23 protein-coding genes are annotated in these 26067 nt (G+C 39.1%); 9 read left to right on the top strand and 14 right to left on the bottom strand.

Going from position 1 to position 26067, the window contains the following annotated elements; translation table 11 throughout:
• Positions 1–175 precede the first annotated feature (175 nt).
• From V7127_RS05100 to V7127_RS05090, 3 genes are all read left to right on the top strand, one after another.
• Positions 176–934 carry an AAA family ATPase gene (locus V7127_RS05100; protein ID WP_335346362.1) on the top strand — a complete coding sequence of 253 codons (759 nt, stop codon included), beginning with the start codon at positions 176–178 and terminating at the stop codon, positions 932–934.
• Positions 935–970: 36 nt separating this feature from the next.
• Positions 971–1333 carry a DUF5634 family protein gene (locus V7127_RS05095; RefSeq protein ID WP_335484094.1) on the top strand — a complete coding sequence of 121 codons (363 nt, stop codon included), beginning with the start codon at positions 971–973 and terminating at the stop codon, positions 1331–1333.
• A 511-nt stretch (positions 1334–1844) separates the two neighbouring features.
• Entirely contained in the window at positions 1845–3275 is a 1431-nt protein-coding gene (locus tag V7127_RS05090; protein WP_335484092.1) for a Na+/H+ antiporter NhaC family protein, read from the top strand.
• Between the two features lie 57 nt (positions 3276–3332).
• Here the strand turns inward: V7127_RS05090 and V7127_RS05085 are convergent, their stop codons facing one another.
• From V7127_RS05085 to V7127_RS05065, 5 genes are all read right to left on the bottom strand, one after another.
• Entirely contained in the window at positions 3333–3767 is a 435-nt protein-coding gene (locus tag V7127_RS05085; protein ID WP_335484090.1) for an SRPBCC family protein, read from the bottom strand.
• Between the two features lie 78 nt (positions 3768–3845).
• Positions 3846–5393, bottom strand: a complete 1548-nt coding sequence (locus V7127_RS05080) for an AMP-binding protein (protein WP_335484088.1) — start codon at positions 5391–5393, stop codon at positions 3846–3848.
• 3 nt (positions 5394–5396) lie between these two features.
• Positions 5397–6224, bottom strand: a complete 828-nt coding sequence (locus tag V7127_RS05075) for an SDR family NAD(P)-dependent oxidoreductase (protein WP_335484086.1) — start codon at positions 6222–6224, stop codon at positions 5397–5399.
• Positions 6225–6371: 147 nt separating this feature from the next.
• A complete protein-coding gene (locus tag V7127_RS05070; RefSeq protein WP_335484084.1) occupies positions 6372–7529 on the bottom strand; it encodes an ABC transporter permease in 1158 nt (385 codons plus the stop codon).
• Entirely contained in the window at positions 7519–8271 is a 753-nt protein-coding gene (locus tag V7127_RS05065; protein ID WP_335348006.1) for an ATP-binding cassette domain-containing protein, read from the bottom strand. The genes V7127_RS05070 and V7127_RS05065 overlap by 11 nt, the downstream gene beginning before the upstream one ends.
• A gap of 191 nt (positions 8272–8462) precedes the next feature.
• On the opposite strand from V7127_RS05065, the gene V7127_RS05060 reads away from it, so the two are divergent.
• A complete protein-coding gene (locus tag V7127_RS05060; protein WP_335484143.1) occupies positions 8463–9164 on the top strand; it encodes a LytR/AlgR family response regulator transcription factor in 702 nt (233 codons plus the stop codon).
• A gap of 13 nt (positions 9165–9177) precedes the next feature.
• Positions 9178–10158 (top strand): sensor histidine kinase, encoded by a 981-nt coding sequence (locus tag V7127_RS05055; RefSeq protein ID WP_335484082.1) that lies wholly within the window; start codon positions 9178–9180, stop codon positions 10156–10158.
• 69 nt (positions 10159–10227) lie between these two features.
• Here the strand turns inward: V7127_RS05055 and V7127_RS05050 are convergent, their stop codons facing one another.
• Positions 10228–11454: an MDR family MFS transporter gene (locus V7127_RS05050; RefSeq protein WP_335484080.1), complete on the bottom strand. Its 1227-nt coding sequence runs from the start codon at positions 11452–11454 to the stop codon at positions 10228–10230.
• A gap of 142 nt (positions 11455–11596) precedes the next feature.
• Here V7127_RS05050 and ltaE point away from each other — a divergent pair, with 142 nt between their 5' ends.
• Positions 11597–12646, top strand: coding sequence for a low-specificity L-threonine aldolase (ltaE, locus tag V7127_RS05045; RefSeq protein ID WP_335484078.1), 1050 nt, complete (start codon positions 11597–11599; stop codon positions 12644–12646).
• Between the two features lie 62 nt (positions 12647–12708).
• Here the strand turns inward: ltaE and V7127_RS05040 are convergent, their stop codons facing one another.
• The 5 genes from V7127_RS05040 to V7127_RS05020 form a co-directional block, all read right to left on the bottom strand.
• Positions 12709–14652 (bottom strand): translation factor GTPase family protein, encoded by a 1944-nt coding sequence (locus V7127_RS05040; RefSeq protein ID WP_335484076.1) that lies wholly within the window; start codon positions 14650–14652, stop codon positions 12709–12711.
• Positions 14653–14783: 131 nt separating this feature from the next.
• A complete protein-coding gene (locus V7127_RS05035) occupies positions 14784–15767 on the bottom strand; it encodes an NAD(P)H-dependent flavin oxidoreductase (protein WP_335484141.1) in 984 nt (327 codons plus the stop codon).
• A gap of 102 nt (positions 15768–15869) precedes the next feature.
• A complete protein-coding gene (locus V7127_RS05030; RefSeq protein ID WP_335484074.1) occupies positions 15870–17075 on the bottom strand; it encodes an acetyl-CoA C-acyltransferase in 1206 nt (401 codons plus the stop codon).
• Positions 17072–17944 (bottom strand): 3-hydroxyacyl-CoA dehydrogenase, encoded by an 873-nt coding sequence (locus V7127_RS05025; protein WP_335354864.1) that lies wholly within the window; start codon positions 17942–17944, stop codon positions 17072–17074. Before V7127_RS05025 ends, V7127_RS05030 begins: the two co-directional genes overlap by 4 nt.
• Before the next feature lie 150 nt (positions 17945–18094).
• Entirely contained in the window at positions 18095–18868 is a 774-nt protein-coding gene (locus V7127_RS05020) for an enoyl-CoA hydratase-related protein (RefSeq protein WP_335484072.1), read from the bottom strand.
• A 503-nt stretch (positions 18869–19371) separates the two neighbouring features.
• Here V7127_RS05020 and V7127_RS05015 point away from each other — a divergent pair.
• Positions 19372–19731, top strand: a complete 360-nt coding sequence (locus tag V7127_RS05015) for a DUF1360 domain-containing protein (RefSeq protein WP_335484139.1) — start codon at positions 19372–19374, stop codon at positions 19729–19731.
• Positions 19732–19831: 100 nt separating this feature from the next.
• Here the strand turns inward: V7127_RS05015 and V7127_RS05010 are convergent, their stop codons facing one another.
• Both V7127_RS05010 and V7127_RS05005 read right to left on the bottom strand, forming a co-directional pair.
• Positions 19832–20407: a response regulator gene (locus V7127_RS05010; protein WP_335484070.1), complete on the bottom strand. Its 576-nt coding sequence runs from the start codon at positions 20405–20407 to the stop codon at positions 19832–19834.
• A gap of 48 nt (positions 20408–20455) precedes the next feature.
• A complete protein-coding gene (locus tag V7127_RS05005; RefSeq protein WP_335484068.1) occupies positions 20456–21469 on the bottom strand; it encodes a fatty acid desaturase in 1014 nt (337 codons plus the stop codon).
• 357 nt (positions 21470–21826) lie between these two features.
• On the opposite strand from V7127_RS05005, the gene V7127_RS05000 reads away from it, so the two are divergent.
• Both V7127_RS05000 and V7127_RS04995 read left to right on the top strand, forming a co-directional pair.
• Entirely contained in the window at positions 21827–23272 is a 1446-nt protein-coding gene (locus V7127_RS05000) for a DEAD/DEAH box helicase (protein WP_335484066.1), read from the top strand.
• 289 nt (positions 23273–23561) lie between these two features.
• Positions 23562–24944 carry a VWA domain-containing protein gene (locus V7127_RS04995; protein WP_335484064.1) on the top strand — a complete coding sequence of 461 codons (1383 nt, stop codon included), beginning with the start codon at positions 23562–23564 and terminating at the stop codon, positions 24942–24944.
• A gap of 91 nt (positions 24945–25035) precedes the next feature.
• On the opposite strand, the gene cyoE is transcribed toward V7127_RS04995, so the two are convergent.
• Positions 25036–25938 carry a heme o synthase gene (gene cyoE, locus V7127_RS04990; RefSeq protein WP_335484062.1) on the bottom strand — a complete coding sequence of 301 codons (903 nt, stop codon included), beginning with the start codon at positions 25936–25938 and terminating at the stop codon, positions 25036–25038.
• Positions 25939–26067 lie beyond the last annotated feature (129 nt).

Genomic DNA, 26067 nt, shown 5'->3' with positions numbered 1-26067 from the left:
TGATCACATACCCCCGTCTTAATAGAAGTACCCCCAATGTCTAAAGCTAAAATTTTCATTTCATTTATCCTTTTTTTATGTTTGATTTCTTTTATTACATTTTACTATCCTTTAAAGGAATAATTTCCAATTGTTTGTTAAAATAAAACAAATTCAAATCATAGGAGAATTAAGCATGGAGCATTTTATAGAAAATGATTATTTAAGAGGGATTAAACTTAAACGTGATCATATCCCTTCCTTTAACAAATTCCCATTTAATTTACCTAGCATTCAAACGCTGGATGAGCTATCCTTTCATCCGAATGTAACTTATTTTGTGGGTGATAATGGCATGGGGAAATCAACTTTATTGGAAGCGATTGCGGTTGCGGCTGGATTTAATCCGGAAGGCGGTTCATTTAATTTCAATTTTGCTACTTATGATTCCCATTCGGAATTAGACAATTATATTAGGTTGGTGAAGGGAGTTATAAAACCTAGTGATGGATTCTTTCTTCGAGCAGAAACCTTCTATAATGTAGCGTCTAATATTGAGGAAATGGATAGGGAATTCGGGACAAGCCCGAAAGTTATCGATTCTTTCGGAGGCGTGTCACTTCATAAACAGTCACATGGGGAATCTTTTTGGGCAACTTTCATGAATCGGTTTGGGGGAAACGGCCTTTACATTATGGATGAACCAGAAGCAGCGTTATCTCCCCTGCGACAATTATCCATGCTGGCAAGAATTCACGAATTAGTCCGTCAAAATTCCCAATTCATTATTGCCACTCATTCACCCATCATCATGTCTTATCCGAATGCTGCCATTATCGAATTTACAGAGGATGGCGCAAAAGAAACTCAGCTTGAAGAAACGGGACATTTCCGAATGATGAAACAATTTTTTGAGAACCGAGAAAGAATCCTTCATCATTTACTGAACGACTAAAAATACAACTACGGAAGAATTTCATTCCTTTTATTAATGAAAAGATCTAAAGAATGCCATATTAAGTATAGGATTAATTGGAAGGAGCAAATTTCTATGGAATTTTTACCACGAGAACAAATCATTAATGAATTACAGCAGCCGTTTCAATCCTATATCGAAAAATATGGTATTGATGATATTGGTATTTTTGAGGAACATGGTGAAGGTGATCGGTACTACCTAGGATATACTGTGAATAAAGAGGGGAAAACGTTCCATATTCATAGCCCTTATCTTAAAAATGATCAAGGTGAATTAGTACAAGAAAATGATGAGTGGACACTTGAATCTGATAATCCTAGTTTGAAGGATCATCGTGGTTATGATGACTTAGAAAGTGTGTTTCGTGATATCTAATTGAAGTAGTTTCTCCAAAAACGCATGGCTAATAATGAAATCCATGCGTTTTTTTTTACTTGTTCTGTTCAGTTCAGGCACCCGTTCTCAAAAGTTTTAACTTTTTGCGGACACTGAGAACATTATTTTCATAATAACGCTATTTTGGAGGTGTGGTCGGACACTGAGTACATTAATTAATAAAAATCACGTAAAAATGAAGCATTTTAGCGAAATAACGGAACGTATGTCCGTTTAATCCAAGAATTACCCTAGTAGACGTAATTATGACATTAGTATATTACCAACTTAAGCCCTTCATTGGCGTAAGAGAATAAAGTATAAAACGAAAAAATCGGTAATGGAGAACCAAAACTCCTTGCTGGTTTTTTTATTATTTTAAGGGGCCTCTTAAAACCATTAGTAATAATCACAAGCTGGATTTGGCAATACTAGCTTAGTGAATGAGTAACTTGGGCTTTATGTATATCTCTAACGTTTAAATAGAAACAGGCTAAGGGGAGGAACCATTTTGGAGCACGCTTGGCTTTCTTTATTACCATTTATCATCGTCATTTCCATGTCTATATGGTTAAAAGACATTCTGCCGGGACTTGTTGTTGGGCTTCTGGTTGGATCTATCCTAGTATCATCTGATCTATTAGCCGGTACTCAGCAGGCGATTTCCTATGTCGTCAAAACTTTATCTAACGATACAAATATTAAGATTGTCGGGTTTTTATATTTATTTGGCGGTCTGGTTGGAATGATGAATATCGCAGGGGGCATTAAAGGCTTTTCAGAATGGATTGGAAAACGTATAAAGACCGAGCGCGGGCTGCTTGGGCTTATTTGGCTGACCCTTCCGTTTACGTTTATGATGCCAATGTTTCGGATTATGATGATTGGACCGATTGTTAAATCTCTCATTAATAAAATGAACCTTTCAAGGCAAAAGGTGGGCATGACACTAGATATATCGACAGAGTCCGTTATCGTCTTATTACCAGTAGCCACAGCCTTTGTCGGATTTATGGTCTCTTTAGTGGCCGGGGGAATCCAAGGTTTAGACTTAGGAATGTCACCCTATCAAATATTTTTACTAAGTATTTTATTTAATTTTTATGCCATCATCATGTTAGTCATCGGAATTATCCAAACCTTTTTGCCGCCTTCTAAGAAAATGATGAATCCCAAAGCAACAGCGAATCAGGAACATAGTGAGCATGAAGAACATGAATTCCATCGATTGGGCATCAAAAAGGAATTGTCTTTAGTAAAAGCACAGCCGTGGCATTTAATCTTTCCAGTCTTTATCTTGCTGGCATTATCGTTATTTCTATTATGGCAAAACGGAACTTCCCTCGGGGCCAAAACCATTTTTGAAGCATTCTCCATGGCAGATGCCACGTTTGTCATGCTTTTGGCAGTTTTTATTTCACTTATTTTAACCTTCACCTTTTATATGATAAGGAGACAAAAATTGAGTGAAGTCCTGTATCACTTTTACGATGGAGGTAATCAAATGATGCAGGCCATCAGTCTCCTTATTTTGATTTGGGCATTAACTTTGTCGGCCGAAGATCTTGGCTTTTCAGAATTTATTGGGTCAACATTAGGAACCTTTTTACCTGCTTTTATGACCCCTGCAACGATATTTTTGATCGGATCGATAGTCGGCTATTTTATAGGGTCATCGTGGGGAACTTGGGGATTATTTATGCCTCTGGGAATCACCTTAGCCGTTTCTACCGGGGCTTCTATCCCTTTGACCGTAGGGGCTGTATTTGCCAGCGGAGCATTTGGGGCAATCACCTCGCCGCTTGGTGATACAACCATTACAACTGCATCTATTCTCGACCTCTCTCTTGTCGACTATGCCCGCTATAAATTGAAGGTTTCTGCTATAGGCGGGGCTATAGCGATTGTAGTGTATTTGGTAAGTGCATTATTGATTATTTAAATTTATGATATTCAAAAGCCCCAACAGATCGTTGGGGCAATGAAACTTGAAGGGTTATTATTTAACTATTCCAGCTCTTAATTTATTCACCCCAAATTCAAGATAAGCCTTTAAACAGGTAAGCATATAAACCCAGCCTTCCTTATTATCTATCAATTGGCTGATGAAATCATCAGCTTCCTCATTAAAACCTTCTTCATTAACTTCAATAATTGTACTTGAATCATCTAGTTCATCTAGTGAAATGGTGACATTATGCTCCTCTCCATTCGCACCCCATTGGAACACAATTTTTTTATTTTCAATGATTTCTATCATTTTTAGTTCGCCTTCGGCATTGTACTCATCATATCTGCATGTAATGATCTTACCCGCTTCCCATTTTTCAGAACTTGACGAAAACCAAAAGTTACCAATTTTTGATGGATCCACGAAGGCTTCAAATACTTCATTTGCCGGTTTAAATATTTTAAACTTTGTCAGATTGTTCATATGCATTCTCTCCTCAATTTACAAATTTCTATCAGGTAGACCTATTATTTTATCCAAAAGCTTTAGTAGACAAGACACTTATCCTTCCATATTTTTTAACCGCTTTTTATCAAGTTTCCCCAAAGGAGTATATGGCATCTGATCGATGAAAACGATCTCTTTTGGAACTTGAAACCTTGCAACTCTAGGGCGCAGCCACTCAAAAATCTCCTCTTCTTTAAGGTTAGCATGTCTCATTGGTTTCACGAATGCTTTCAACCTCTGTCCAAATTGTTCGTCATTCATGCCGATCACAGCCACATCTTCTATAAGATTATGTTGGATAAGAACCTGCTCCAATTCAATCGGGTACACATTTTCTCCAGCGGAAACAACCATATCATCCTTTCTTCCGCATAAAAAATAATACCCATTATGATCACGATAACCTAAATCACCTGTTTCAATCCAAGAAGCCTTCCTATTTCTAAATGACCACTTACTTTTCACGCAAAATTGTCCAATTGTACCGTCTTCTGCCTCATCCTTATTTTGATCCAGTACTTTTAAGGGGACGCCATTTATTCTCTTTCCAATCGTATGAACTGAATACTTTAAGTCCTGCGGGGCTGCAATAATATTTAAGCCCGTTTCCGAAGTGCCGTACAAATTGCACAAGACAATTCCTAATTTATGAAAAACCTCATCTGCAAGTTTAGGATTAAGCTGTGCACCGCCGGAAGCTATACATGAAAGAGATTTTAAATCCTCAGCATTATGCTTTAACATTTTATGGATCATTAGAGGCACGACCGTTACGACTTGAACCTTGTGTTCTCGAATAAGCTGGCAGGCTTTTTGAGCCTGAAACCCTTTGCTGATCACCACTTTTTTTCCTAATGCGATAAATAAAAATAATACAGCAACACCATAGCCATGGTAGATAGGAGTAGCAATATAAACAGGATTGTATTTTATAAGCTTAAGTCTAGTGAGCAAACTGACAAATGGATTTAAATAATGAAATAGTGATGGTTTATGAGGGGCTTCCTTTGATTTTCCTGTCGTGCCGCCAGTCATCAGCATGATTTTTCCCATTGAAGTTCTATGCAATTTTATTTCCTTAATTAGATTTGTGGTCATTAACTGATTGATTGCAGGCAGATGATCATGATAACTCATAACCATTTCTTTTGTGTAGTTTGCATGTTCGATAATCGTCCTTAACTCCGGATCATATACAAGGAAGTCAAAATGATGTTTTTCCAATTGTGATTTAAACTGATTTTGGCTCATTTCAGGATTGAGTAAATAAATATCTGCTCCTAATCGAGAAACAGCAAAAATAGATCTGACTAATGAAGCGTGATTTTTACACAGAAAACCTACTTTCTGACCGCCACTAAGCCCGTATTTTTCTAATAGAACCATAGAAAGCTTTTCGGATTGAAAGAATAATTGGTTGTAGCTTATTGTTTCATTATCGTCTACTAATGCAACTTTGTTCCCGTATGTCCCTTTTGCAATTTGCAGGAGAGTCATGATATTGATTCCGTTCTTTGAAATCGCTGCCAGTAACCTATATAAGCCTAAAGGGGAAAGTAATTTGATTTTATATAAAACGAATATGAGTTTTAATATATTCAAGTTTCATTTCCCCTTTTTTCTTAAGATAATTGGGCTAAATCTTTCCCACATTCCTCTAAAAACTATTGATGCAAGCTGCCCAAATATTAGCCACCATGGACTGTACCTTTTTCTTTTTGTATACATCGTTTGGCAAATGATTTTGGCAACATGCTCGGAGGACATGGCAGGCATTTTTTGATAAGCAGCTGTTGGCAGGATCATTGGTGTTTTAACTAATGGCAGATAGATCGTTGTGGTTGAAATCTCCTTTGCATTCAATTCAGGAGCTCCGGACCGAAGCCATGTATCAAAGGCTGACTTGGATGCCTGGTATGCAGCCCAAAAGGGAAATGGCAGCAGTAAAGCGTTTATAGTAGAAACATTAATGATCTGACCTTTATTTTTTTCAAGTATCGGAATAACTGACAACAGTAGTTGAACCGGTGCAAAATAATTAATGGCCATCGTACGGGTAAAATCGTGGTACCGATCTAGGGAATGCATAATAGATCGATTAATTGATATTCCCGCATTGCTAACAACGATGTCCAATCCGGAAGGCAGGTGTCGAATGAATGTCAGCAGTCCCTGCATCTCTTCATCCACTCTTAAATCTGCTGGAAAAATACTAACTATTGCTGCTGACTTTTCAATTTCTTTTTTCATCGTCAACAGCTTCTCTTCTCTTCTTGCTACTAATAGTAAATGGACATTTAGCTCCGCTAGCATATAGGCTAACTGCTCCCCAATACCTGAGCTTGCACCCGTAATAAGGATTGTCTTTCCATGCAATGTGCTTTGCAGCTTCACCTTGTTTAAATATGTTGGCGGAAATAATAATCTTTCCAAAAATTTATATTTAGGCATCATAATCCCTTTTTTCAAATTTTGTTATATACCCTAATATTCTATGAAAAAAGCTAAAAAACCTTTATCGGAAATAAAGAAAGAGACCGTTCCACCAAGTAAGAATAGGAACCGTCCCTTTTAATTTCATTAATTCATAACCCACTTATCCTTCATGAATAAGATTCTTCCAATAATAAAGAGTACAATCATACAAATGACGTTACTTGCAATCGTTATTAAAATATGTTCTATATTGACAATACCGAAAACTAATTCCTTCAATATACTGAAAAGGTTCATGATTGGAATCGCGAAATGCTCAAAGCCTAATTCATTGATTCCAATTCCGGATATAACCATCGTTGGAATAATTGCCAGCATCATAACAGGCGTACTATAGCTTTGCGATTCCTTTACCGTTTTGCCAATAATGCTTGTAATCATAAGGATTGATGCGTTGAACATGGCATAAATAATCGAGGTTAGGATAGCCAAGCCGATGATGATTCCTGCGTTTTCTCCAAAAGTGACAGCCTTTTTCAGATTTTCAGTTAACAAGCCAATTTCTAATGCTACGACAATTAGAGTGATAATTCCGGTTATTGCTCCAACAGTTGCAATAGTCAGCCATTTTGCAAAAAGCAGTGTTGAACGGTTGACTGGTGTCATTAATAGAGCTTCCATTGTTTTTCTTTCTTTCTCGCCAGCAAATAAATCTGAAGCAGCCGGACCTGCACCGACCCCAATCGCAATTGATAAAATTAATGGAATGAGCATAGCAATTAAATTAATATTAGGATCCTCTGCAGACATTTCCTTTTGATTAATAGCAAAAGGCTGAATGACCGAAGATTCTGTTCCTAGCTTCTCCAATCGGTCTGAAGTGACCGATTTTTCGTAAGCTGTTAAAGCGGTATTTACTAGATTCATCAAATTCGAGGAGTTCTGGCTAAAGGAATTACCGATAATGGTCACTGAAGCCTCCTCACCTTTATTAATGCTTTCGATAAAATTAGAACTTAGTTCAAGAGCAGCTAAAGCCTCACCCTCATTCAGAGCTTCTTCAGGATTTGCTGATTTAACAAATTCAATATTTTCAAAACCAGAAAATAGGCTCTCCTCTTCTGTACCAAATGATTGATCTACAGCCAGTGTATATGTCTTACCTTCATCACTAGATATTAATTTTTCATAGAAAAAGGTCATTCCAGTCATCATAATAATTGGCAGCAATACCGTTAATAATAAAGTTCTGCTGTCACGGAAGCAGTCTTTTAATTCTTTAAAGAAAATTTTACGAAGCATAGTGGTTTCCTCCTCTAACAAGCTTGCTCATAAAAATATAATTAAGATCTCGGCTTTCTTCAGACTTATAAAGGGTTTCAAGATTTCCATTGTATACCAGTTCTCCCTTATGCATCATCACAACCGAATCACAAAGCAGCGAAACTTCCTCCATAATATGGCTGGAAAAAACAATCGTCTTTCCTTCACGTTTCAGCTGATGAACAAGCTGACGGAATACATTGGATGAAGTAATATCTAATCCTGTTGTTGGTTCATCGAAAAGAATGATTTCAGGATTGTGAATAAGCGTTCTGGCGATGGCTACTTTTTGCCGCATTCCTTTAGAGAACCCGCCAACCTTTCGATCGAGATAATCCCTCATGCCAAACATTTTCGTCAGGTCATCAATCCGTACTTTTGTTTCATGCTTTCCTAAGCCATAAAGGCTTGCAAAGTATTCAAGATTTTCACGAGCGGTTAACCGGTCATACAGCCCTGTTTCCCCTCCAAAAAGCACGCCGATTCGTTTCTTAATTTCATTTGGATTTTTTACTGTATCATATTCCCCTACAGTTACACGGCCTTCTGTAGGAGTAAGTAATGTAGCAATTGTCCGAAGCAAGGTTGTTTTTCCTGCGCCATTCTCACCTAGCAGCCCTAGTACTTCTCCCTTAGAAACGTTAAAGGAAACATGCTTTAAAGCCGTTACATATTTCTTCTTATCCTTAAATTGTTTTGTCACTTCATGAATTTGAATCATCGTCTTCATCACTCCGTCTGTTTTCATTTCTTGTATTTATCTTACAAGGAAACAAAAAGGGAATCTGCACTTATGTCGCGAATATTCCTTTTCGTGTCGCGAAAATGACAAATTCTCTATTAAGAATGGTAAAATAATGAAAGCAGACTCACTTGTGAGGATGAACCGAGCTTTTTATCGTAAAGGAGTTCATTATGAGGATTGGTCTTGTAGATGATCGCAAAATTGACTTAGACAAATTAAATGGAATCATTTCAGGTATAGAAGGTGTGGAAATTATCTTCTCCACCACATCTGCAGAAGAAGCCTATGAACATATTAAAAAAGAAGCAATTGATTTATTAGTTGCCGATATTGAGATGCCAGACCTGTCGGGGTATGAACTGGCAGATATTATTCATTCACACGCCCTGAATATTTCAGTCATTTTTGTTACCGGAAATAGCGGTTATGCTGTTCATGCTTTTGAAATTAATGTACATGACTATATTTTGAAGCCATACCCGAAGGAACGTCTGATCCAATCAATTGAACGGCTCAAGGAGAAAACAAAGTCTGCTGAGATCAATGGACGGCTTTATATCAAACAGAAAAATAATATTCATATTATTCAAAAGAAGGATATTATTTTTATAGAAAGATCCGGAAGGTCTACTACGATCTATACGAAATCTGGACAGATCAAAACATACCAAACGCTGAATGAATTGGAGGGCGAACTTCGAGAACGGGATTTCATCCGCTCACACCGATCGTTTATCATCAATATTGACTATGTGCTGAACTTCTCCCTCTACGCAAAGAATTCCTATATTGTCACCTTTGAAGGCATTGAGGAACAAGCTATGATTACAAAGGAGAAGGTAGATTTTTTTCAGCAATATTATTTTTAAAGGTGGAAAAAAGTTGAAACTGAACAAAACTTATTGGGGGATCATGGCTTTGCTGGGGATTGTTCACCTGAACTCACTGCTGAAGAATCTCCCTATTCAAATTCCAATTTTCATTACTTGCTTCCTTATAACTGGACTAATCTATTTTTTATATAAAAAAATCCCTATCAAGGTTTCTGTATTAGGCTATATATGGACTTCCGGCCTTTTTTTCATTCAGGCATTGCTCATCTTGATATATGTAATGGTTAAACCTTCATGGATCTATCTCATTCCATTTTTTATTTTTATAGGGATCGAAAGCTTGCGAGTTTTTTGGGCAACCGAGAAGACATCATTTACTACAAAGCTCAAGGTGTTTGAAGAACAGAATAACCAATTCAATGAAACATTTCGTCTCGTACGGAGTGAGAGACATGATTTTTTAAAGCATGTTTCTGCGATCCACTACTTGCTGGAGGATGGAAAGCCTATTGAGGCTAAGAGCTATCTTGATAAATTAGTTGATGGGTATGAAGAGACGAATTTATCCATCAAAGGGGAACGCGGTGTAGTTGCTGGGGTTCTGCATAAATTATACCGGCAAGCAAAAGCTTCTGGCATAGAAGTTGTCTACGATTTCGATTTGCCTTTATCAACATTACCCCTTTCTGATCAGCATGTGGTCGCATTAATTGGCAATCTTTTAACGAATAGTATTGATGCTAGTTCAGAGTGGCAAAGGAATCATAAGGAACAAGCTTGTATTACATTGCAATTTTATAAAAGAAGCGGGTTGTATCTATTAATCTGTAAAAATAATAGTCTTCCAATCCCTCCAAATATATTAGATGAATTATTTCAGACATATGGAAAGACAACCAAAACAGGTGATCATGAAGGCTTAGGAACAAAAATCATCCATGATATTGTCAAAGATCATCAAGGATTTCTCGATTTTGTGTATAAAGATCAAGAATTTACAGTGAAAATAAAATTACCAGCTATTCAATAGGATCTAAATATTCTTTCAAAAAAAATCACGCCCCTCCTACATAATAAGACTGGGCGTGATTTTTTTGTTTCACTTTGTTTCACGAGATACTTGTTTCTTCATTTTCCCCATCACCACTAGAAGTATGGGGATTGCCAGTAAGGAGGATAAGCACAGCAATCCAAAAACAAGAATTGGTTTGTCATACCCATATGTATCGAGCAGAAATCCTCCAAGTGCTGGCCCGATAACATTTCCGATCTGTGTAAAACCCATCGCCCCGAAATACGTGCCTCGCAAATGTGGCTTTGCAATATTATCCATGAATAGATCTGTCATGCTAAACATTAACACTTCTCCAGCTGTAAAAATAATCATGACAATAATCCACACAAACATTCCTCTAGCTAAACCAAAGCCAATTAAACCTAAGCTGATCATGATACTGCCCAGCATGATGGATGTTAAAGGCGAGTATTTTTTTCCAATCGATAATAGCGGATACTGGATAGAAATGACAGTAAGAGCATTTAACGCTAATAAAATCGAAAACGTCTTAGCTCCATTTTCAACAAGAGAAGTGTTCGACAGGAATTGAGGCAGAGTAGACGACAATTGGGAATATCCAGTAATCGCCAAAATAAAACCAATTAACGACCATAATAAAATGGTATCTGATTTGGTAATCCTCAATGCTTCGATTAACTTGACACGATTACCAGCGTTCTCATTTTCTTTTATTCCAGTTTTAATTGATGTCCTTTGATAGGTTAACAGGAGCGATAATCCGTATAGGGCATATACACCAGCCGCAATAAAAAAGGCAGAGGTGGATTTAGATGAACCTAAGTAAAACCCAAGGAGCGGACCGAAAATCACACCGACATTAATCGCAGTATAGCGAAGGTTAAAAATAAGCAGTCGATTTTTCGGTTCTGTTAAATCCGCCAGCAAGGCTCTTGATGCCGGTTCAAAAATAGAACGACAAAATCCATTTAGCGCGTTCATAAGAAAAAAGCCCCAAACCGCTTCCACTAAGCCAAAGCCAATAAAAACAAAAGCCCATAGAAAAATGGAAATTAATAAAACTTTTTTTCTGCCAAATCGATCGGAAAAATAGCCGCCAAAAAAGCTCGTTGCGATCCCGACCAGTGAACTTACTGCAATAATCAGCCCTGTTTGAGTAGGCGAAACTCCTTTTACATTTGTTAAATAAATAGCCAAAAACGGAATGCTCATGGAGGTTGCCATTCTTCCGAAAACCGTTCCAATGACAATATTCCATACAAGTGGATGCAAATTTTTAAGTGCTGTCATATTGTTTCCTCTAATCTATATTCAATAGTGAATCTATTCTAGCCTTTTATGCAGATTATGGCAATATTTAAATAGTTTGATAGTTTCTATGCAAACTTTATGCTTAAATTACATTATAGAGAAATTTAGAGGAGGAAACTCAATGCCGATAGATTTAAGAAGTGATACTGTTACAATGCCTACCGAAAAGATGAGAGATGCTATGCGCAATGCCGAGGTTGGGGATGATGTATATCGTGATGATCCTACTATCAATCGTTTAGAGCAAATAGCGGCAGACTTACTCGGAAAAGAAGCCGCTTTATTTGTCACAAGTGGAACACAGGGAAATCAGGTAGCAGTATTGACCCATACACAGCGAGGAGATGAGGTTATCTTAGAGGAGAACTCCCATATTTTTTACTATGAAACTGGCGGCCTCGCAACCATCGCAGGGGTACAGGCGAAGACAATTAAAGGTATAAATGGGCAAATGCCTTTATCTGAAATAAAGAAAGCCATTCGCGGAAATGACATTCACTTTCCAAGAACTAGCTTAATTTGCTTAGAGAATACTCATGCGTTTTCAGGTGGGCGGGTTTTGCCGCTTAGTTATATGGAAGAGGTTTATCAGCTTTCAAGAGAGTATCAGATTCCCATCCATTTAGACGGGGCAAGATTATTCAATGCAGCTACTCGTTTAAACGTTCATCCTAAGGAAATGGCCAAATATGCAGACTCCGTTCAGTTTTGTTTATCTAAAGGACTTAGTGCTCCAATGGGCTCACTATTAGTAGGAACAAAGGAGTTTATCGAACGATCCAGAAAGTGGAGAAAAATGCTCGGAGGCGGAACCCGTCAGGCAGGTATCATTGGTGCGGCAGGAATTGTGGCTCTAGAAGAAATGATTGACCGTTTGAAAGAAGACCATATTCATGCAAAAACCCTTGCTAAAGGACTATCCCTAATTGACGGAATTGAAATCGATTTAGATAGTGTGGAAACCAATATTATCATGGTGAATATTGATCGACTCGGACTGGACTCCGAGGAATTTATCAAGCATTTAAGAGATCATGAGATTCTAGCAACCTCTTCTGGTCCATATCGAATCCGATTTGTAACACATAGAGGTATCACGAATGATGATGTCGAGAAGGCAGTAGAAGTTGTTAAAGCTATAGGTGCGAATTCTAGACAGAAACAAATTTAGGCTATATAAGGGGATGTGGGGAGATCATCGCTGCCCGATAGTCGGGACCCTCCCCAATTGCCCTATAAACAATGCATCATACCCTCAGCCTCAGCCCATTTCACCGAATAGCCTTGTCCTTTTGCACAAAATATAGAGGCGGATGTGAAATCAGGATCCGCATTTTTATCATACCCGATACGTTCAATGACCTCCTGCTCGTTATGACATCGGTCATAGCCTGCAAACGTTAATGCAATGCGCCCTTTGCCATGAGTAAAAGAAGCCAGCACCGTTCCATAATCCATAAAGGTTGCAACCGGAACAATTCCCGTCAAAATTGCTTTTTCGCCCTCCGTCACTGGCGGATCAAAGCGGCCGTATGCCGTTTGAATATCCGATAACACCCTGCCCATTTGGTCTAAATCCACTTTGATTTTGAATTGATAGTAAGGTTCAAGCAATACGTTGCGTGCCTTTTCTAATCCTTGTCTTAAAGCCCGATAAGTGGCTTCCCTAAAGTCACCCCCATGGGTATGCTGATTGTGAGCTTTTCCGGTCAGCAGCGTAATCTTTAAATCTGTAAGAGGCGAGCCGGCAAGCACACCGTGAACCTCCCGTTCTTGAACATGCTGGCCGACTAAATTTTGATAGCCAATGGATAAATGGTCAGTATGGCACTGACTTTCAAAAACAATTCCACTATTTCTTTTTCCTGGCTCTAATTTCACATGAACTTCTGCATAATGACGAAGCGGCTCAAAATGCCCGTACCCAATCACTTCTGTTTCGATGGTTTCCTTATAAAGAACTTCCGGCTTTTCAAAAGCAATGTTTAAATGAAACCGATCTCTAACTAATTCCTCTAGCACTTCAAGCTGAATAGCTCCCATAACATGCAGGTGAATTTCCTGCAAACTCTCCTCCCACTTTACATTAAGCGAAGGGTCCTCTGCTTCAAGCATACGAAAATATCGCAAAACCTCTTTTACATTCACTCCGGACTCAAACACGACTTTTGAGCGAAGAGTTGGCACTATTTCGTATACAGCTTTTTCCTTTAGTGCCCCAACTCCATCACCAACGGATGCGCCTGTAATTCCTGTAACTGCAAAAAGTTCTCCAGCGCAAGCTTGATCGATTTGTTCATATTGACTGCTATTATAACGGCGAATTTGTGTTACCTTTTCCGTTATTCCATCGCCATAATTCATCTCTTCCCGTACACGTAGCGTACCAGTATAAGCCTTTATAAAAGTGATTCTTGTCCCATTTTTTTCATAACGAACCTTATAGACCCTGCCGGAAAAAGGTGTATTCAGAGGGAAGTTCGTCACTGATAGTAATTCCAATTTCTCTAGAAAGCTTTTTACACCTATATCCTGAAGAGCTGACCCACTTGATACGGGAGAAATTTGAGCTGATTGAACCATTGTTTGCATTTTTTGAATCCATAATTGAGGTTCGTATCCTTTATCCAAATAGTATGCTAGTAATTCCTCATCCCTCTCAGCTAGAAATTCGATTAATTCATCCGCCATTATTCCATCAGTTAAAGAAGATGTTATGTCACAAATATCTACTGTTAAACTACTGCGTATTTCATCTAACACTCGGTCAATATCCGCACCGGCTCTATCAGTTTTATTAATAAAGAAAAAGGTTGGAATGCTGTGCTTTTTCAACAGATTCCAAACCGTCTCCGTATGACCTTCTACCCCCTCAACAGCACTGACGATAATAACGGCCAAATCCATCACCTGAATAGCTCGTTCCATTTCTGGAGAAAAATCGATGTGTCCCGGAGTATCAATTAAATAGTAGGTAGCATCCCCAAATTCAAAGATCCCTTGATCAGCAAAAACGGTAATACCACGCTGCCTTTCTATTTCATGGCTATCAAGAAAGGTACTTTGATGGTCAACCCGTCCCCGTTTCTTGATCGTTTTTGTATGGTAAAGCAGCTGTTCTGAAAAAGTGGTTTTTCCCGCATCGACATGAGCTAATATTCCAATTGTCTTGTTCATTTGTATGTTAACGCCCCTTATTCCGCTTAGGTCTGTTCTAGTAGTTATCATTATAGCAAGTTTGAGGTACAAGTGGGGCGGGGTACGGGTTCGTTTCCACTTTTTCGTAGATTCCCATAGAATTTGAACTCTTACACGCTTTTGTTCCGATTGCTTTTTCGAAACGCTGCAAATTCTTGTGCTGATTCGGTTAACCGTCTTTCCGTTTCCTCCATCATGTCAACAAGCAGTTCCTTCACACTTGGAACATCTTCGATTAACCCCGCAATCTGGCCACTGTTCATAAATCCATTTTCCAAATCGCCTTCAATCGCACCTTTAATATGTTTTTCTTCCGATGTCCATTCTGCATATTCCTCTAATGTCATTCCCGCTTTTTCCCGATCATGAAGAGTCTTCGCGTATGGTGTTTTTAAAATTCTTCTGACCTGACCAACACTGCGGCCAAAAATCATCGTTTCTGTGTCGCCTGCGTTAACAAGATTCTGTTTATATAAATCGTGAAATGGTGCTTCTTTTGTCGCGATTAGTCTAGTACCCATTTGCACTCCGCTTGCACCCAGCATCAGTGCTGCCGCTAGGCCTTTGCCGTCTCCGATGCCACCAGCTGCCAATACTGGTATGCTCACATGCTTCACAATTTGCGGAATAAGCGTAAATGTTGTTAATTCCAGACTAGAGTTAATCCCTGCGGCCTCATAGCCTTCCGCTACTAAAATATCCGCTCCAGCCGCTTCAGCTTTTTTGGCATGCTTTACTGATGCAACGAGGGCAATTACCTTCACACCATGTTCATGAAGCACTGGAATGTAAGGAGCCGGATTTCCCGCTGATAAGGATACAACTGGAATACGGTGATTAATCATGAGTTCAATTAGCTCCTTCGTATAAGGAGATACACTAACCGCGATATTTACAGCAAAAGGTTTATTCGTGCGCTGCTTCGTTTCAAGAATAATTTTTTCTACTTCATTTGGTGCCATCGTGCCGCAGCCAATTGTCCCAAGACCTCCCGCTTCGCAAACAGCCGCTGTCAGCTGTGCATTGCTGATATTACCCATTCCCCCCTGGATAATCGGGTATTTGATTTGAAGCAATTCACAAACAAATTTCATCATTATCCTTCATCCTTTCTCTATAAAAAGACTGCCCAACACCTGCCTATATAATGGGCGGTTCTGGACAGCCTGTTTGAAAGTGTTGTTCAAAAAATAGGACTATTCATTTACATTCTCAACAATAGCAGCAATTCCCTGGCCAACACCGATACACATTGTCGCAAGGCCATATTTTTCATCACGTTTCTTTATTTCATAAAGAAGTGTCGTTAAAATGCGGGCACCGCTTGCTCCAAGCGGATGTCCGAAAGCAATCGCCCCCCCATTAACGTTCACCTTACTTTGATCAAGTCCCAACTGATGAATACATTCAAGCGATTGAGATGCAAACGCCTCATTCAATTCGATTAGTCCCAAATCATCTACTGTTAAACCTGCCCGTTCAAGCGCTTTTCTTGATGCATAAATCGGACCAAGTCCCATAACGGCTGGCTCAAGCCCCGCTGTTGCACCTGTCACATATTTCGCCAGCGGCTTCAAGCCCAATTCTTTAGCTTTTTCAGCGCTCATCAATAGCAGGGCAGAAGCTCCGTCATTTACTCCTGAGGCATTGCCAGCTGTTACTGTACCGCCTTCAAAGAGCGGGCTGAGTTTGCCGAGCTTTTCCAGTGTAGAATCTGGGCGTGGATGCTCGTCTGTATTTACAATAATTTCATTTCCTTTACGGTCTTTGTAAATAACCGGGACAATTTCCTCTGAAAAACGATTTTCCTCCATCGCCTTTTTCGCACGCAGCTGGCTTTCAAAGGCAAATTGATCCTGGTCTCTTCGTGAAATATTATAACGCTGTGCGACATTTTCAGCCGTTTGCGGCATGGAGTCCGTGCCGTACATTTCTTTCAGCTTTGGATTCGTAAAGCGCCAGCCAATCGTTGTATCCTGCAATTCCATATTGCCGCGCGGATAGTCCTGAGAAGGCTTCGCCATCACGAGCGGTGCACGTGTCATACTCTCTGTTCCGCCCGCGATAAAAATATCACCTTCGCCAACAGCAATGGATCTTGCTGCATACAAGACCGCATCCAAGCCAGAACCGCACAGGCGGTTGATGGTCGTTCCGCCGACTTCCACTGGAAGGCCCGCAAGCAAAGCAGACATTCTCGCTACATTTCGGTTATCTTCCCCGGCCTGATTCGCGTTGCCAAAAATAACCTCTTCAATTTTTTCTGGGGGAAGTTTAGGGTTTCTTTCGATAAGTGCCTTAATAACAACAGCACCTAGGTCATCTGGTCTTACATCTTTTAAAGCTCCTTTATATTTGCCTATCGGTGTACGGACAGCATCAATAATGACTACTTCTCTCATTTTTTTACCATCTCTTCCTTGTTCGTATAGTCATAAACACCTTTTCCGCTTTTTCGACCTAGACGTCCGGCCTTGACGTACTGTTCTAGAAGCGGTGCCGGGCGGTATTTCTCGCCAAGCTTTTCATGTAAATATTTTAGGTTGTTTAAACGGACATCAAGGCCGACAAGGTCAACTAGTTCAAATGGCCCCATTGGATAGTTCAAGCCAAGTTTAATAGCTTTATCAATTTCTTCAGGTGTTCCGAGTCCCTCCTGAAGCATATAAAACGCTTCGTTGCCGACAAGGGCACTAATCCGGCTCGTTACGAATCCTGGGAATTCATTAATTACGACTGTTTCTTTCCCCATTTTGACAGCTACTTCCCTGATGACATTTGCTGTTTCCTCACTCGTTTCCAAGCCGCGGACAATTTCTACGAGAGGCATTTTATGTACAGGATTAAAGAAATGCATCGCGATTGTTTTTTCTGGTCGTTTTGCATAAGAAGCAATCTCTGTTGGACTCATTGTGGATGTATTAGTAGCAAAGATGCAGCTTTCAGATGCATGCTCTTCCATTATTTCAAACACTTGTTTTTTAATTGCTGCTATTTCAGGAACAGCTTCAATGATTAAATCAGCAACTGAAGCTGCTTTAGACAAGTTACTTTCATAGCCTAAATTAGCACGGGCTTTTACTGCTTCTTCTGGAGAAATTTTTCCCCGTAACAGTCCTTTTTCAAAAATCGAGCCAATTTCCTGCTTGGCATTTTGCAAAGCTGATTCATTAATGTCTACTAATGTGACTGAATATCCGCCAACTGCTCCAACATAGGCAATGCCTCTGCCCATTACGCCGGATCCTACAACCACAATGCGGGTGATCATATCGATTCTCCTCCTTATGCATTCAATGAGTATGGAAAGATAACCTTATTTCGCTGTCGTCTTAACTAATATTTATAAATTCACCTTTGCTAATCTCCACTTAGAATAACACTTCTTTCTCTGCCTGCATTACTTGTATAACTCACCTTATTATTTTCCTAAAAAAATAGGCTTTCTTTTTTGCAAAAATGCTTCAATGCCTTCACGATGATCAGCTGTTAATCCAGCCGCTCTCTGGCCTTGTGCTTCGTGTTCAAGATAGTCTTCAAAGGATAGAGTGGAAACTGCTTTTAGTGAGCGTTTGATTAAACCTATCGCCTTCGTCGGCATAGATGCAAGGCGTGAAGCAAAGCTGCTTACCTCTTTCTCGAAAGCCTCCACTGGGATCATCCGATTCGCAAGGCCAATATGAACAGCCTCCTCAGCGGGCACTTTTTCTCCCAATATAGCGAGCTCTGCCGCCTTTGCATGACCAACGAGCTGACTTAGAAAATAGAGATTTCCAGAGTCTGGAATGAGCCCTACATGTATAAAAGCATTTACGAAACTCGCTTTCTCTGAAACTAGTCTAAAGTCACACGAAAGTGCAAGGGAAAATCCTGCTCCAGCAGCTACTCCATTTACTGCTGCGATAATCGGCTTTTCACATTGTCTCAATTGTTTAACCATCGGGCCGTAATGGTTTCTTAGCACATCGCCATGATCCATTTTTTCATCGACTTCTGATAAATCTTGGCCGGAACAGAACGCCCGGCCCTCGCCAGTAATAACTATGCAGCGTACCTTATCGTCCTTTGAAGCGCTTCTTACGGCGTCTTTTATTTCACGGTTCATTTGCGCAGTAAACGCGTTAAGTTTGTCTGGCCTATTTAAGTAAAGCCAGGCAACTCCATTTTTAACGTCATAACGGATCGTTTCAAACATGCAATTCTCCCCTACTTTCCTTTATAATTCAGTTTTCTTTCCTTGCGTCCAATAAAACACCTACATTGAACAGTTCCATGTGAGGGTTTTTGCCTCACTTCCTCCAAAACACTTACATTGAACAGCTCTATGTGAAGCTTTTGCCTCGATTCCTCCAAAACATTGCTTCGATTTTATCCCTTGCCTCATTCCGTCTGATAAATTGTTCTAGTTTCTCTTTTCGGCCACCATTGTAAGATTGGCCATTTCTGCTCCTCCTATTAAATCTATTGGAAATGATTAATTATATTACACCTTTATAACGTTATTGTAGTTTATCGTTATATGAATTGTAAATATATTCAGACATTTATAGAAAACTTTTTTCTCGATATAAATACCCGTTACACTCAACCTCTTAGACTGCATAAAATTCTCTCATGATTCTTAAAATAATATGGATACTATCCGGTGATACTAAAAAAAGGAACATTTAGGAGGATTCCCTATTGGATATATCATGGATGGCTTTTATGATGATTATTTTAGCAAGTTATCGTTTAACCCATTTAATCGTTTTTGATAAAATAGCAGAACCTTTAAGAAATCTTTTTTTAACGAACAAGGAAACTCCCGACCATGAAATCAAAAAGGTGCCAAAGTCCATGATTGGTTACCTTTTAACCTGTTATTGGTGCACAGGAATTTGGTCTGCAATCCTGCTCTGTACAAGTTATCTTTTTCTTCCCTCCATTGCTAAATTTATTATTTTCATCCTTTCCATTGCAGGAGGACAAGCCATCCTGGAAACGTTTGTTGGGGTAAATATCAAAAAAACTGAATTGTATAATGAGCAAATAAAACATAATTCAAATTCCAATTAGAGAAGACCGACCCCAAGATTGAAAAACAAAGTCCAATCCCCCAGTACAGAAATACTTTAGTATACTGAGGGATTGGACTATGAATATTCTCTATTAATACCTATCCTGCCGGCAACTTCATTTTATCCATGATTGTGGAAAAAAAGCTTCTGACGGATACAATTTTGTTGTATTTATGATCAGAGCCTTCATTTATGATTTGACTACCTGTTAACCGTTCAAACATTTCTATTCCTTGTTCGTTATCTCTAGAATCCTTATCCAGTAGTTCGGGGGAGTAGACGTATTCCCCTTTCATAATGCTGTGTATTGAGGCGATTAACTCCTCGCTTGGGGTGTCCTTCAATAAATAACCTCTTACACCCGCTTTCAGGGCACCTTCAAAATAGCCTGTTTTTGCAAAGGTTGATAAAATGATTACCTTACACCCTGTTGTCATGCAGGCATCTACTACCTCAAGTTTGCTCATTCCGGACATGTCTATGTCCATAATACAAACATCGGGCTGCAATTGTTGTACAAGGGTTAGGGTCTCTTCTCCATTCCTTGCCCGACCGACCACTTCCATGTCACTTTCCATATTTAGAAGCGAACCTATAACCCCTAACAGCATTTCCTGATCCTCAGCAATGACAATTCGAATCATTTTCATTCTCTCCTTATCTAGATGCACCATTAAACAAAAACTCCCCTAGAGTGAAGGGGAGCCAGTCGAAGTTACAGTTCAAGCGGAAACTCTATTTTCAACTAAAGCTTTAGCTTCTTTAAAACTAACGAAATTCTTGTTTTGCTCATCCCATAGACGGAATCGGAGCGACTTCAAACTTGTGGCGAGAGAGATCGTCGGAACGTTTTGTAAGGGTGGCGTATTATTGTGTGCCTGTTCTAGTTTATAATTTGGAACCCTTGGACTTAAATGGTGAACATGGTGAAACCCAATATTTCCAGTTAAGAATTGCATAAGTTTTGGAAGCTTATAAAAGGAGCTTCCTTCTACTGCCGCTTTCACATATTCCCAATCTTTATCTGCTTCAAAATAAGAATCCTCGAACGTATGCTGTACATAAAACAACCAAATGCCTACTGAACCAGATAGTAAGAAAATCGATCCTTGGACGAGAAGGAATGACTGCCATCCTACCGCCCAGCAGAGCAACCCTACTAAAGCAGCGATTAGGACATTCGTCAAATAAGTGTTCATGCGTTCCTTCTTTTTGGCACCTTTACGGTTAAATCTATTTTTAAGAAGAAATACATAAATCGGTCCTAATCCGAACATAACGAATGGATTACGGTAAAAACGATAAGCTAAACGAAGTCTGAGCGGCGCCTCTAAATATTCATCTACTGTAAGCGTCCAAATATCTCCTGTCCCGCGTTTATCTAAGTTCCCGCTTGTTGCGTGATGAACGGAGTGCTCATGCCCCCATTGATCAAAAGGAAAGATTGTCAAAACACCCATTGCTGTACCAACTATTCGATTGGCACGGCGATCTTTAAAAAAGGAATGGTGGGTGCAATCATGAAAGATAATAAAAATTCTCGTTAAAAAACCAGCCGCAATCACAATGGGCACTAATGCCAGCCAATATGATACGGACAGGCTTAAATAGGCAAGATACCATAATGTAATAAATGGAACGACCGTATTAATGAGCTGCCATACACTTTCTTTTGTCGTTGATTTTTCAAATGGAGCTACTTGTTTTCTCAAATTCTTCGTGTTTTGTAAGGTCATTTATTTAAATTCCTTCCTTGAATCCCTTGTTAATTTTAATTATAAAGGAAGGGATTTGGAGTTGTTAGTAGCAGGTGTCACCTACAAGGCATGACAAACGTCATGTACAAGATAGACTTAAAGATAAATTCTGTAAAACACTTTCACGGAATATAAACAAGAAAAGCCTCCATTTCGGACTTAATGGACCACCTTCCCCATGACAGCTGCTTAATGAAAACCAGTTGTTTTTTTAAAAATAAAATCCAACTCGTTCGGTATTTCACGTATAATGAACCATATTCACATCATGCATATGATAATCCTTTAGGAGAATCCTATTCATGAATTGGAAAAAACGAAAAATGAGGTTTATACATGAATGAAAAAAGTTTTGCTGATTACCATTTAAGTGATGAAATAAAAAGAGCACTAGCTGTATTAAAATATGAAACTCCCACACAGGTTCAGATTGATGTCCTGCCATTAGCACTCGAAAAGCAGGATCTTGTTGTTAAATCTCAAACAGGCAGCGGGAAAACTGCATCCTTTGGTATACCTATTTGCGAAATGATTGAATGGGAGGAAAAAAAGCCACAGGCATTAGTTCTAACACCAACGAGGGAGCTTGCTGTTCAAGTTCGAGAAGATATCACGAATATCGGAAGGTTTAAACGAATCAAAGCTACCGCCCTATATGGAAAAGAACCTTTTTCGAAACAAAAAGACGAATTAAAACAAAAAACTCATGCGGTTGTAGGTACACCTGGCCGTGTCATAGACCACATTGAAAGAGGAACCTTAGTTTTAGACCAAATAAAGTTTTTGATCATAGATGAAGCGGATGAAATGCTCAACATGGGTTTTATCGATGAAGTAGAAGCGATAATAAATGAACTTCCTTTAGATAGAGTAACGATGATATTTTCCGCAACGTTGCCTAAGGATGTTGAAAATCTCTGTCATAAATATATGAAGGATCCTATTCATATTGAGATTGAGTCTACTGGGGTAACATCGGATACCATTGAACATCAGTTAATCGAGGTGAAAGAAGAAGAGAAAATTTCACTTCTTAAAGATGTTACGATCGTTGAAAATCCAGATAGCTGTCTTATTTTTTGCAGAACTAAAGAAAATGTAGATACAGTGTTTACCGAATTAGAAGAATCCAATTATTCTTGTGAACGAATCCATGGAGGGTTAGAACAAGAAGTGCGGTTTGCCGTTATGGATGGGTTCAAAATGGGAAATTCCCGTTATCTAGTGGCCACCGATGTAGCTGCAAGAGGAATTGATATTGATAATGTGACACTTGTGATCAATTTTGACGTTCCTCTGGAAAAAGAGAGCTATGTCCACCGTACAGGTAGGACTGGCCGTGCCGGCAGCAAAGGCAAAGCGATCACGTTTGCAACACCTTATGAAGGAAAATTCCTGAAATCAATTGAAAAGTATATTGGCTTCGAGATACCTGTTATGGAAGCTCCTAAATATCAAGAAGTGGCTGCAGGAAAAGCTGCCTTCGAAGAAAAAATGAGTGGCCGCAGAGCCGTTAAAAATAATAAAACTGCCCGAATAAACCAAGATATCATGAAACTTCATTTCAGCGGCGGAAAAAACAAAAAGATTCGAGCTGTAGATTTCGTTGGAACGATTGCAAAAATCCCTGGAGTCACAGCAAATGATATTGGAATTATTACGGTCAAGGATCATCTGTCATATGTTGATATTCTTAACGGAAAAGGCTCACTAGTTTTACAAGCAATGGAGAATACAACAGTCAAAGGAAAGAAATTAAAAGTTAGTAAAGCAATTAAATAATTAAAAGACATAAAGGACGATTATAAACACAAATAATTGTCCTTTATCTATTCTATAAGAAACCTCTATTTATTTCCTCCTATGTAATTTAATTCCACATTGCATCATCCAAATACTTTTTCCCTTTTCAGAGGTGGTCATGACGAGCGATTTGTGTGAACTCTTATGTAAAAGCGTACTCTGAAGCCTCATGACGAAAGTTTCGGTGGTTTCCAATAAAAACAGCGTTCATGGTGAACGATTTTATTATACAATACAAATAATACCATTGCTTAAAGGAGGAGCACTTATGAAATCTTTAATTCGTGGAGAAAAGGTTAAATTGTCCGATTTCACCCCTTCCACTCAGCTTCAGGTCGAAATAAACGTTGCGTCCGGTTTTGAAGTTGACATTACGTGCTTTGGGTTAAACGAAAACAAAAAAATTGCCGATGACCGATATATGATCTTCTATAACCAGCTTCATTCACCTTTAAATGAAATTCAGCTGCAATCCCATAACAGCGGCAGCGGAACTTTTTTAATCGATTTATCCAAGCTGCCACCCACTTCTCAATATTTAGTCTTTACAGCAACCATTGACGGAAATGGAACAATGGGGATGATTTCTTCCGGATCTTTTGTCGTAAAAGCAAATGGACAGCCAATCATGGAATATTCTTTTCAAGGATCCGATTTCAGCAATGAAAAAGCAGTTATTATATCGGAAATCTATTATAAATCGCTTTGGAGGGTTTCTTCTGTTGGTCGAGGCTTTGATGGTGGACTAGCTGCCTTATTGAAGGATTTTGGCGGTGAAGTGGCTGAGGAGAGCCCACAGCAGCCTGCATCTTCGCCAGTTACACAAGCTGCACCAACTCCTCCCTCTCAGCCAATCAATACTAAAAGAATTATGTTAGAAAAGAAGATGGAGCAGCAGGCACCAAAAATTTTGGACCTTTCCAAAAAAGCAACAGTCAGCTTACAAAAGGTTGGCTTACAAAACCATCAAGCCAAGGTTGCACTTTGCTTAGACATATCAGGCTCAATGGCAAATCTGTACCGCTCCGGAAAAATCCAAGAATTTGCAGAAAGGATATTAGCACTCGGTACGCGCTTTGATGATGATGGCTCCATTGATATTTTCTTATTTGGGGCAAAAGCTCATGATGCTGGAGAATTGACGATTGATAACTTTAATGGCTTTGTCAATCGGTTAATTAGACAATATCCATTAGAGGGCAGCACGTATTATGGGAAGGTCATGAAAACAATCCGCAACCATTACTTTGGTTCAGCAGAGAGGCGGAATAGTGCTTTGCCAAATGACGTACCTGTCTATGTGATGTTTGTGACTGATGGTGCAACCTTTGATGAAAAAGAAACAATCAGCCATATTCAAAGCTCATCTTACGAACCAATCTTCTGGCAGTTCATGGCTATCGGGAAATCCAATAAAGGGACAAAGCCAAGAGGATTCTTTAGAGCGTTTCAATCCGATTTTTCCTTCCTGGAGGAGTTAGATAACTTAACAGGACGATATTTGGATAATGCTAACTTCTTCAGTGTGGAAGATCCGCAAACGATTTCCGATCATGAGTTATATGATTTGCTTATGGCCGAGTATCCAAGTTGGGTTCGGGCTGCTTCTGATAATGGGTTGATTCTTAGAGAAACAAGCAAAATTCACTGATAAAAATATTTGTCTGAAAAGCAAAAAAGGGAAACACGGCTCACGATTAGCCATGTTTCCCCTTTTTAATTGTACTAAAAAATGTAGTGAGTTATTCAAATATCGGTAAGGTTACTACAACCATCAGTAAATACAAGATGGCAATATAATTAACCGAATATAGAAACATGACCCGAGCCCACTTCTGATCATCTTTCGCAAAAAATCCCCTTATACTAATCACTAGCCATGCGATATTAAGCAAGGTAGCAACGAATAGGAACACTGTACCGAGCGGAGCTAAATAAAATGGCAGCGGAAGCAAACATGCTACATATACAAGAATTTGCCGCTTCGTCATAGAAAACCCATGAACAACTGGCAGCATGGCTACACCTGCTGCTTTATACTCATCATGTTTCCTTATAGCTATGGCGAATGTATGCGGCATTTGGAAAATAAATAAAATCAGAAACAATACAATTGGAATTATATGAATGCTAGACGCAATAGCTGCCCATCCAATTAAAGGAGAAACAGCCCCCGAGATACTTCCAATTACTGTATTCAGAGTAAATTTTCGTTTGGACCACATCGTGTACAATATAACATAGGTAAACCACCCGATAAATGCATAGAAGACAGCTTCAAGAGTTGTAAAAAAGAGAATGAGGAAACCCAATATGGAAAAGGTAATCCCCATAAATAATACAGCCTTTAAAGTAAAATGGCCTGTTACGGTCGGACGGTTTTTCGTCCTATCCATTACTCTATCAATATCCACATCATACCAATTATTAATAATAAGTGCCCCTGCCATTACAAATGTACTTCCAACCATAGTCAGTAAAAATAACGGTATTTGCTCCATAAAGGATTCATTTGAAAAGTACAGTGCTAACCAGAATCCGGTAAACACCGGCAGAACATTGGCTATTAATACATTCGCTTTGAAAAGTGACCTTAGATCAGATAAGAAAGACTTTTGCGGAGAAGGTGTTCTATCCGTACTCATCTTATATCCTCCCCCCATGACTTAGTTCAAAAAATGATAGCAAAATCCTCTTTATTCATGCATGTCAAATACATAAGTTTTATAAAGAGGCCCATCTAATATTAACACAGATAGCTTATAAAATTGAAA

Source organism: Bacillus sp. JJ1773, assembly GCF_036962035.1.
Classification (GTDB): Bacteria; Bacillota; Bacilli; order Bacillales; family Cytobacillaceae; genus Cytobacillus.
The sequence above is the reverse complement of the archived record's forward strand: the minus strand, read 5'-3'. Positions and strand labels throughout refer to the sequence as shown.

Coding starts and splice junctions, on each gene's coding strand:
- V7127_RS05010 (WP_335484070.1), bottom strand. CDS start 20,407: ATGGTGCATCTAGATAAGGAGAGAATGAAAATGATTCGAATTGTCATT.
- V7127_RS05085 (WP_335484090.1), bottom strand. CDS start 3,767: ATGAACAATCTGACAAAGTTTAAAATATTTAAACCGGCAAATGAAGTA.
- V7127_RS05065 (WP_335348006.1), bottom strand. CDS start 8,271: ATGATTCAAATTCATGAAGTGACAAAACAATTTAAGGATAAGAAGAAA.
- V7127_RS05070 (WP_335484084.1), bottom strand. CDS start 7,529: ATGCTTCGTAAAATTTTCTTTAAAGAATTAAAAGACTGCTTCCGTGAC.
- V7127_RS04995 (WP_335484064.1), top strand. CDS start 23,562: ATGAAATCTTTAATTCGTGGAGAAAAGGTTAAATTGTCCGATTTCACC.
- V7127_RS05095 (WP_335484094.1), top strand. CDS start 971: ATGAAAAGATCTAAAGAATGCCATATTAAGTATAGGATTAATTGGAAG.
- V7127_RS05100 (WP_335346362.1), top strand. CDS start 176: ATGGAGCATTTTATAGAAAATGATTATTTAAGAGGGATTAAACTTAAA.
- V7127_RS05015 (WP_335484139.1), top strand. CDS start 19,372: ATGGCTTTTATGATGATTATTTTAGCAAGTTATCGTTTAACCCATTTA.
- V7127_RS05000 (WP_335484066.1), top strand. CDS start 21,827: ATGAATGAAAAAAGTTTTGCTGATTACCATTTAAGTGATGAAATAAAA.
- ltaE (WP_335484078.1), top strand. CDS start 11,597: ATGCCGATAGATTTAAGAAGTGATACTGTTACAATGCCTACCGAAAAG.
- V7127_RS05030 (WP_335484074.1), bottom strand. CDS start 17,075: ATGAGAGAAGTAGTCATTATTGATGCTGTCCGTACACCGATAGGCAAA.
- V7127_RS05025 (WP_335354864.1), bottom strand. CDS start 17,944: ATGATCACCCGCATTGTGGTTGTAGGATCCGGCGTAATGGGCAGAGGC.
- V7127_RS05050 (WP_335484080.1), bottom strand. CDS start 11,454: ATGACAGCACTTAAAAATTTGCATCCACTTGTATGGAATATTGTCATT.
- V7127_RS05020 (WP_335484072.1), bottom strand. CDS start 18,868: ATGTTTGAAACGATCCGTTATGACGTTAAAAATGGAGTTGCCTGGCTT.
- V7127_RS05005 (WP_335484068.1), bottom strand. CDS start 21,469: ATGACCTTACAAAACACGAAGAATTTGAGAAAACAAGTAGCTCCATTT.
- cyoE (WP_335484062.1), bottom strand. CDS start 25,938: ATGAGTACGGATAGAACACCTTCTCCGCAAAAGTCTTTCTTATCTGAT.
- V7127_RS05040 (WP_335484076.1), bottom strand. CDS start 14,652: ATGAACAAGACAATTGGAATATTAGCTCATGTCGATGCGGGAAAAACC.
- V7127_RS05035 (WP_335484141.1), bottom strand. CDS start 15,767: ATGAAATTTGTTTGTGAATTGCTTCAAATCAAATACCCGATTATCCAG.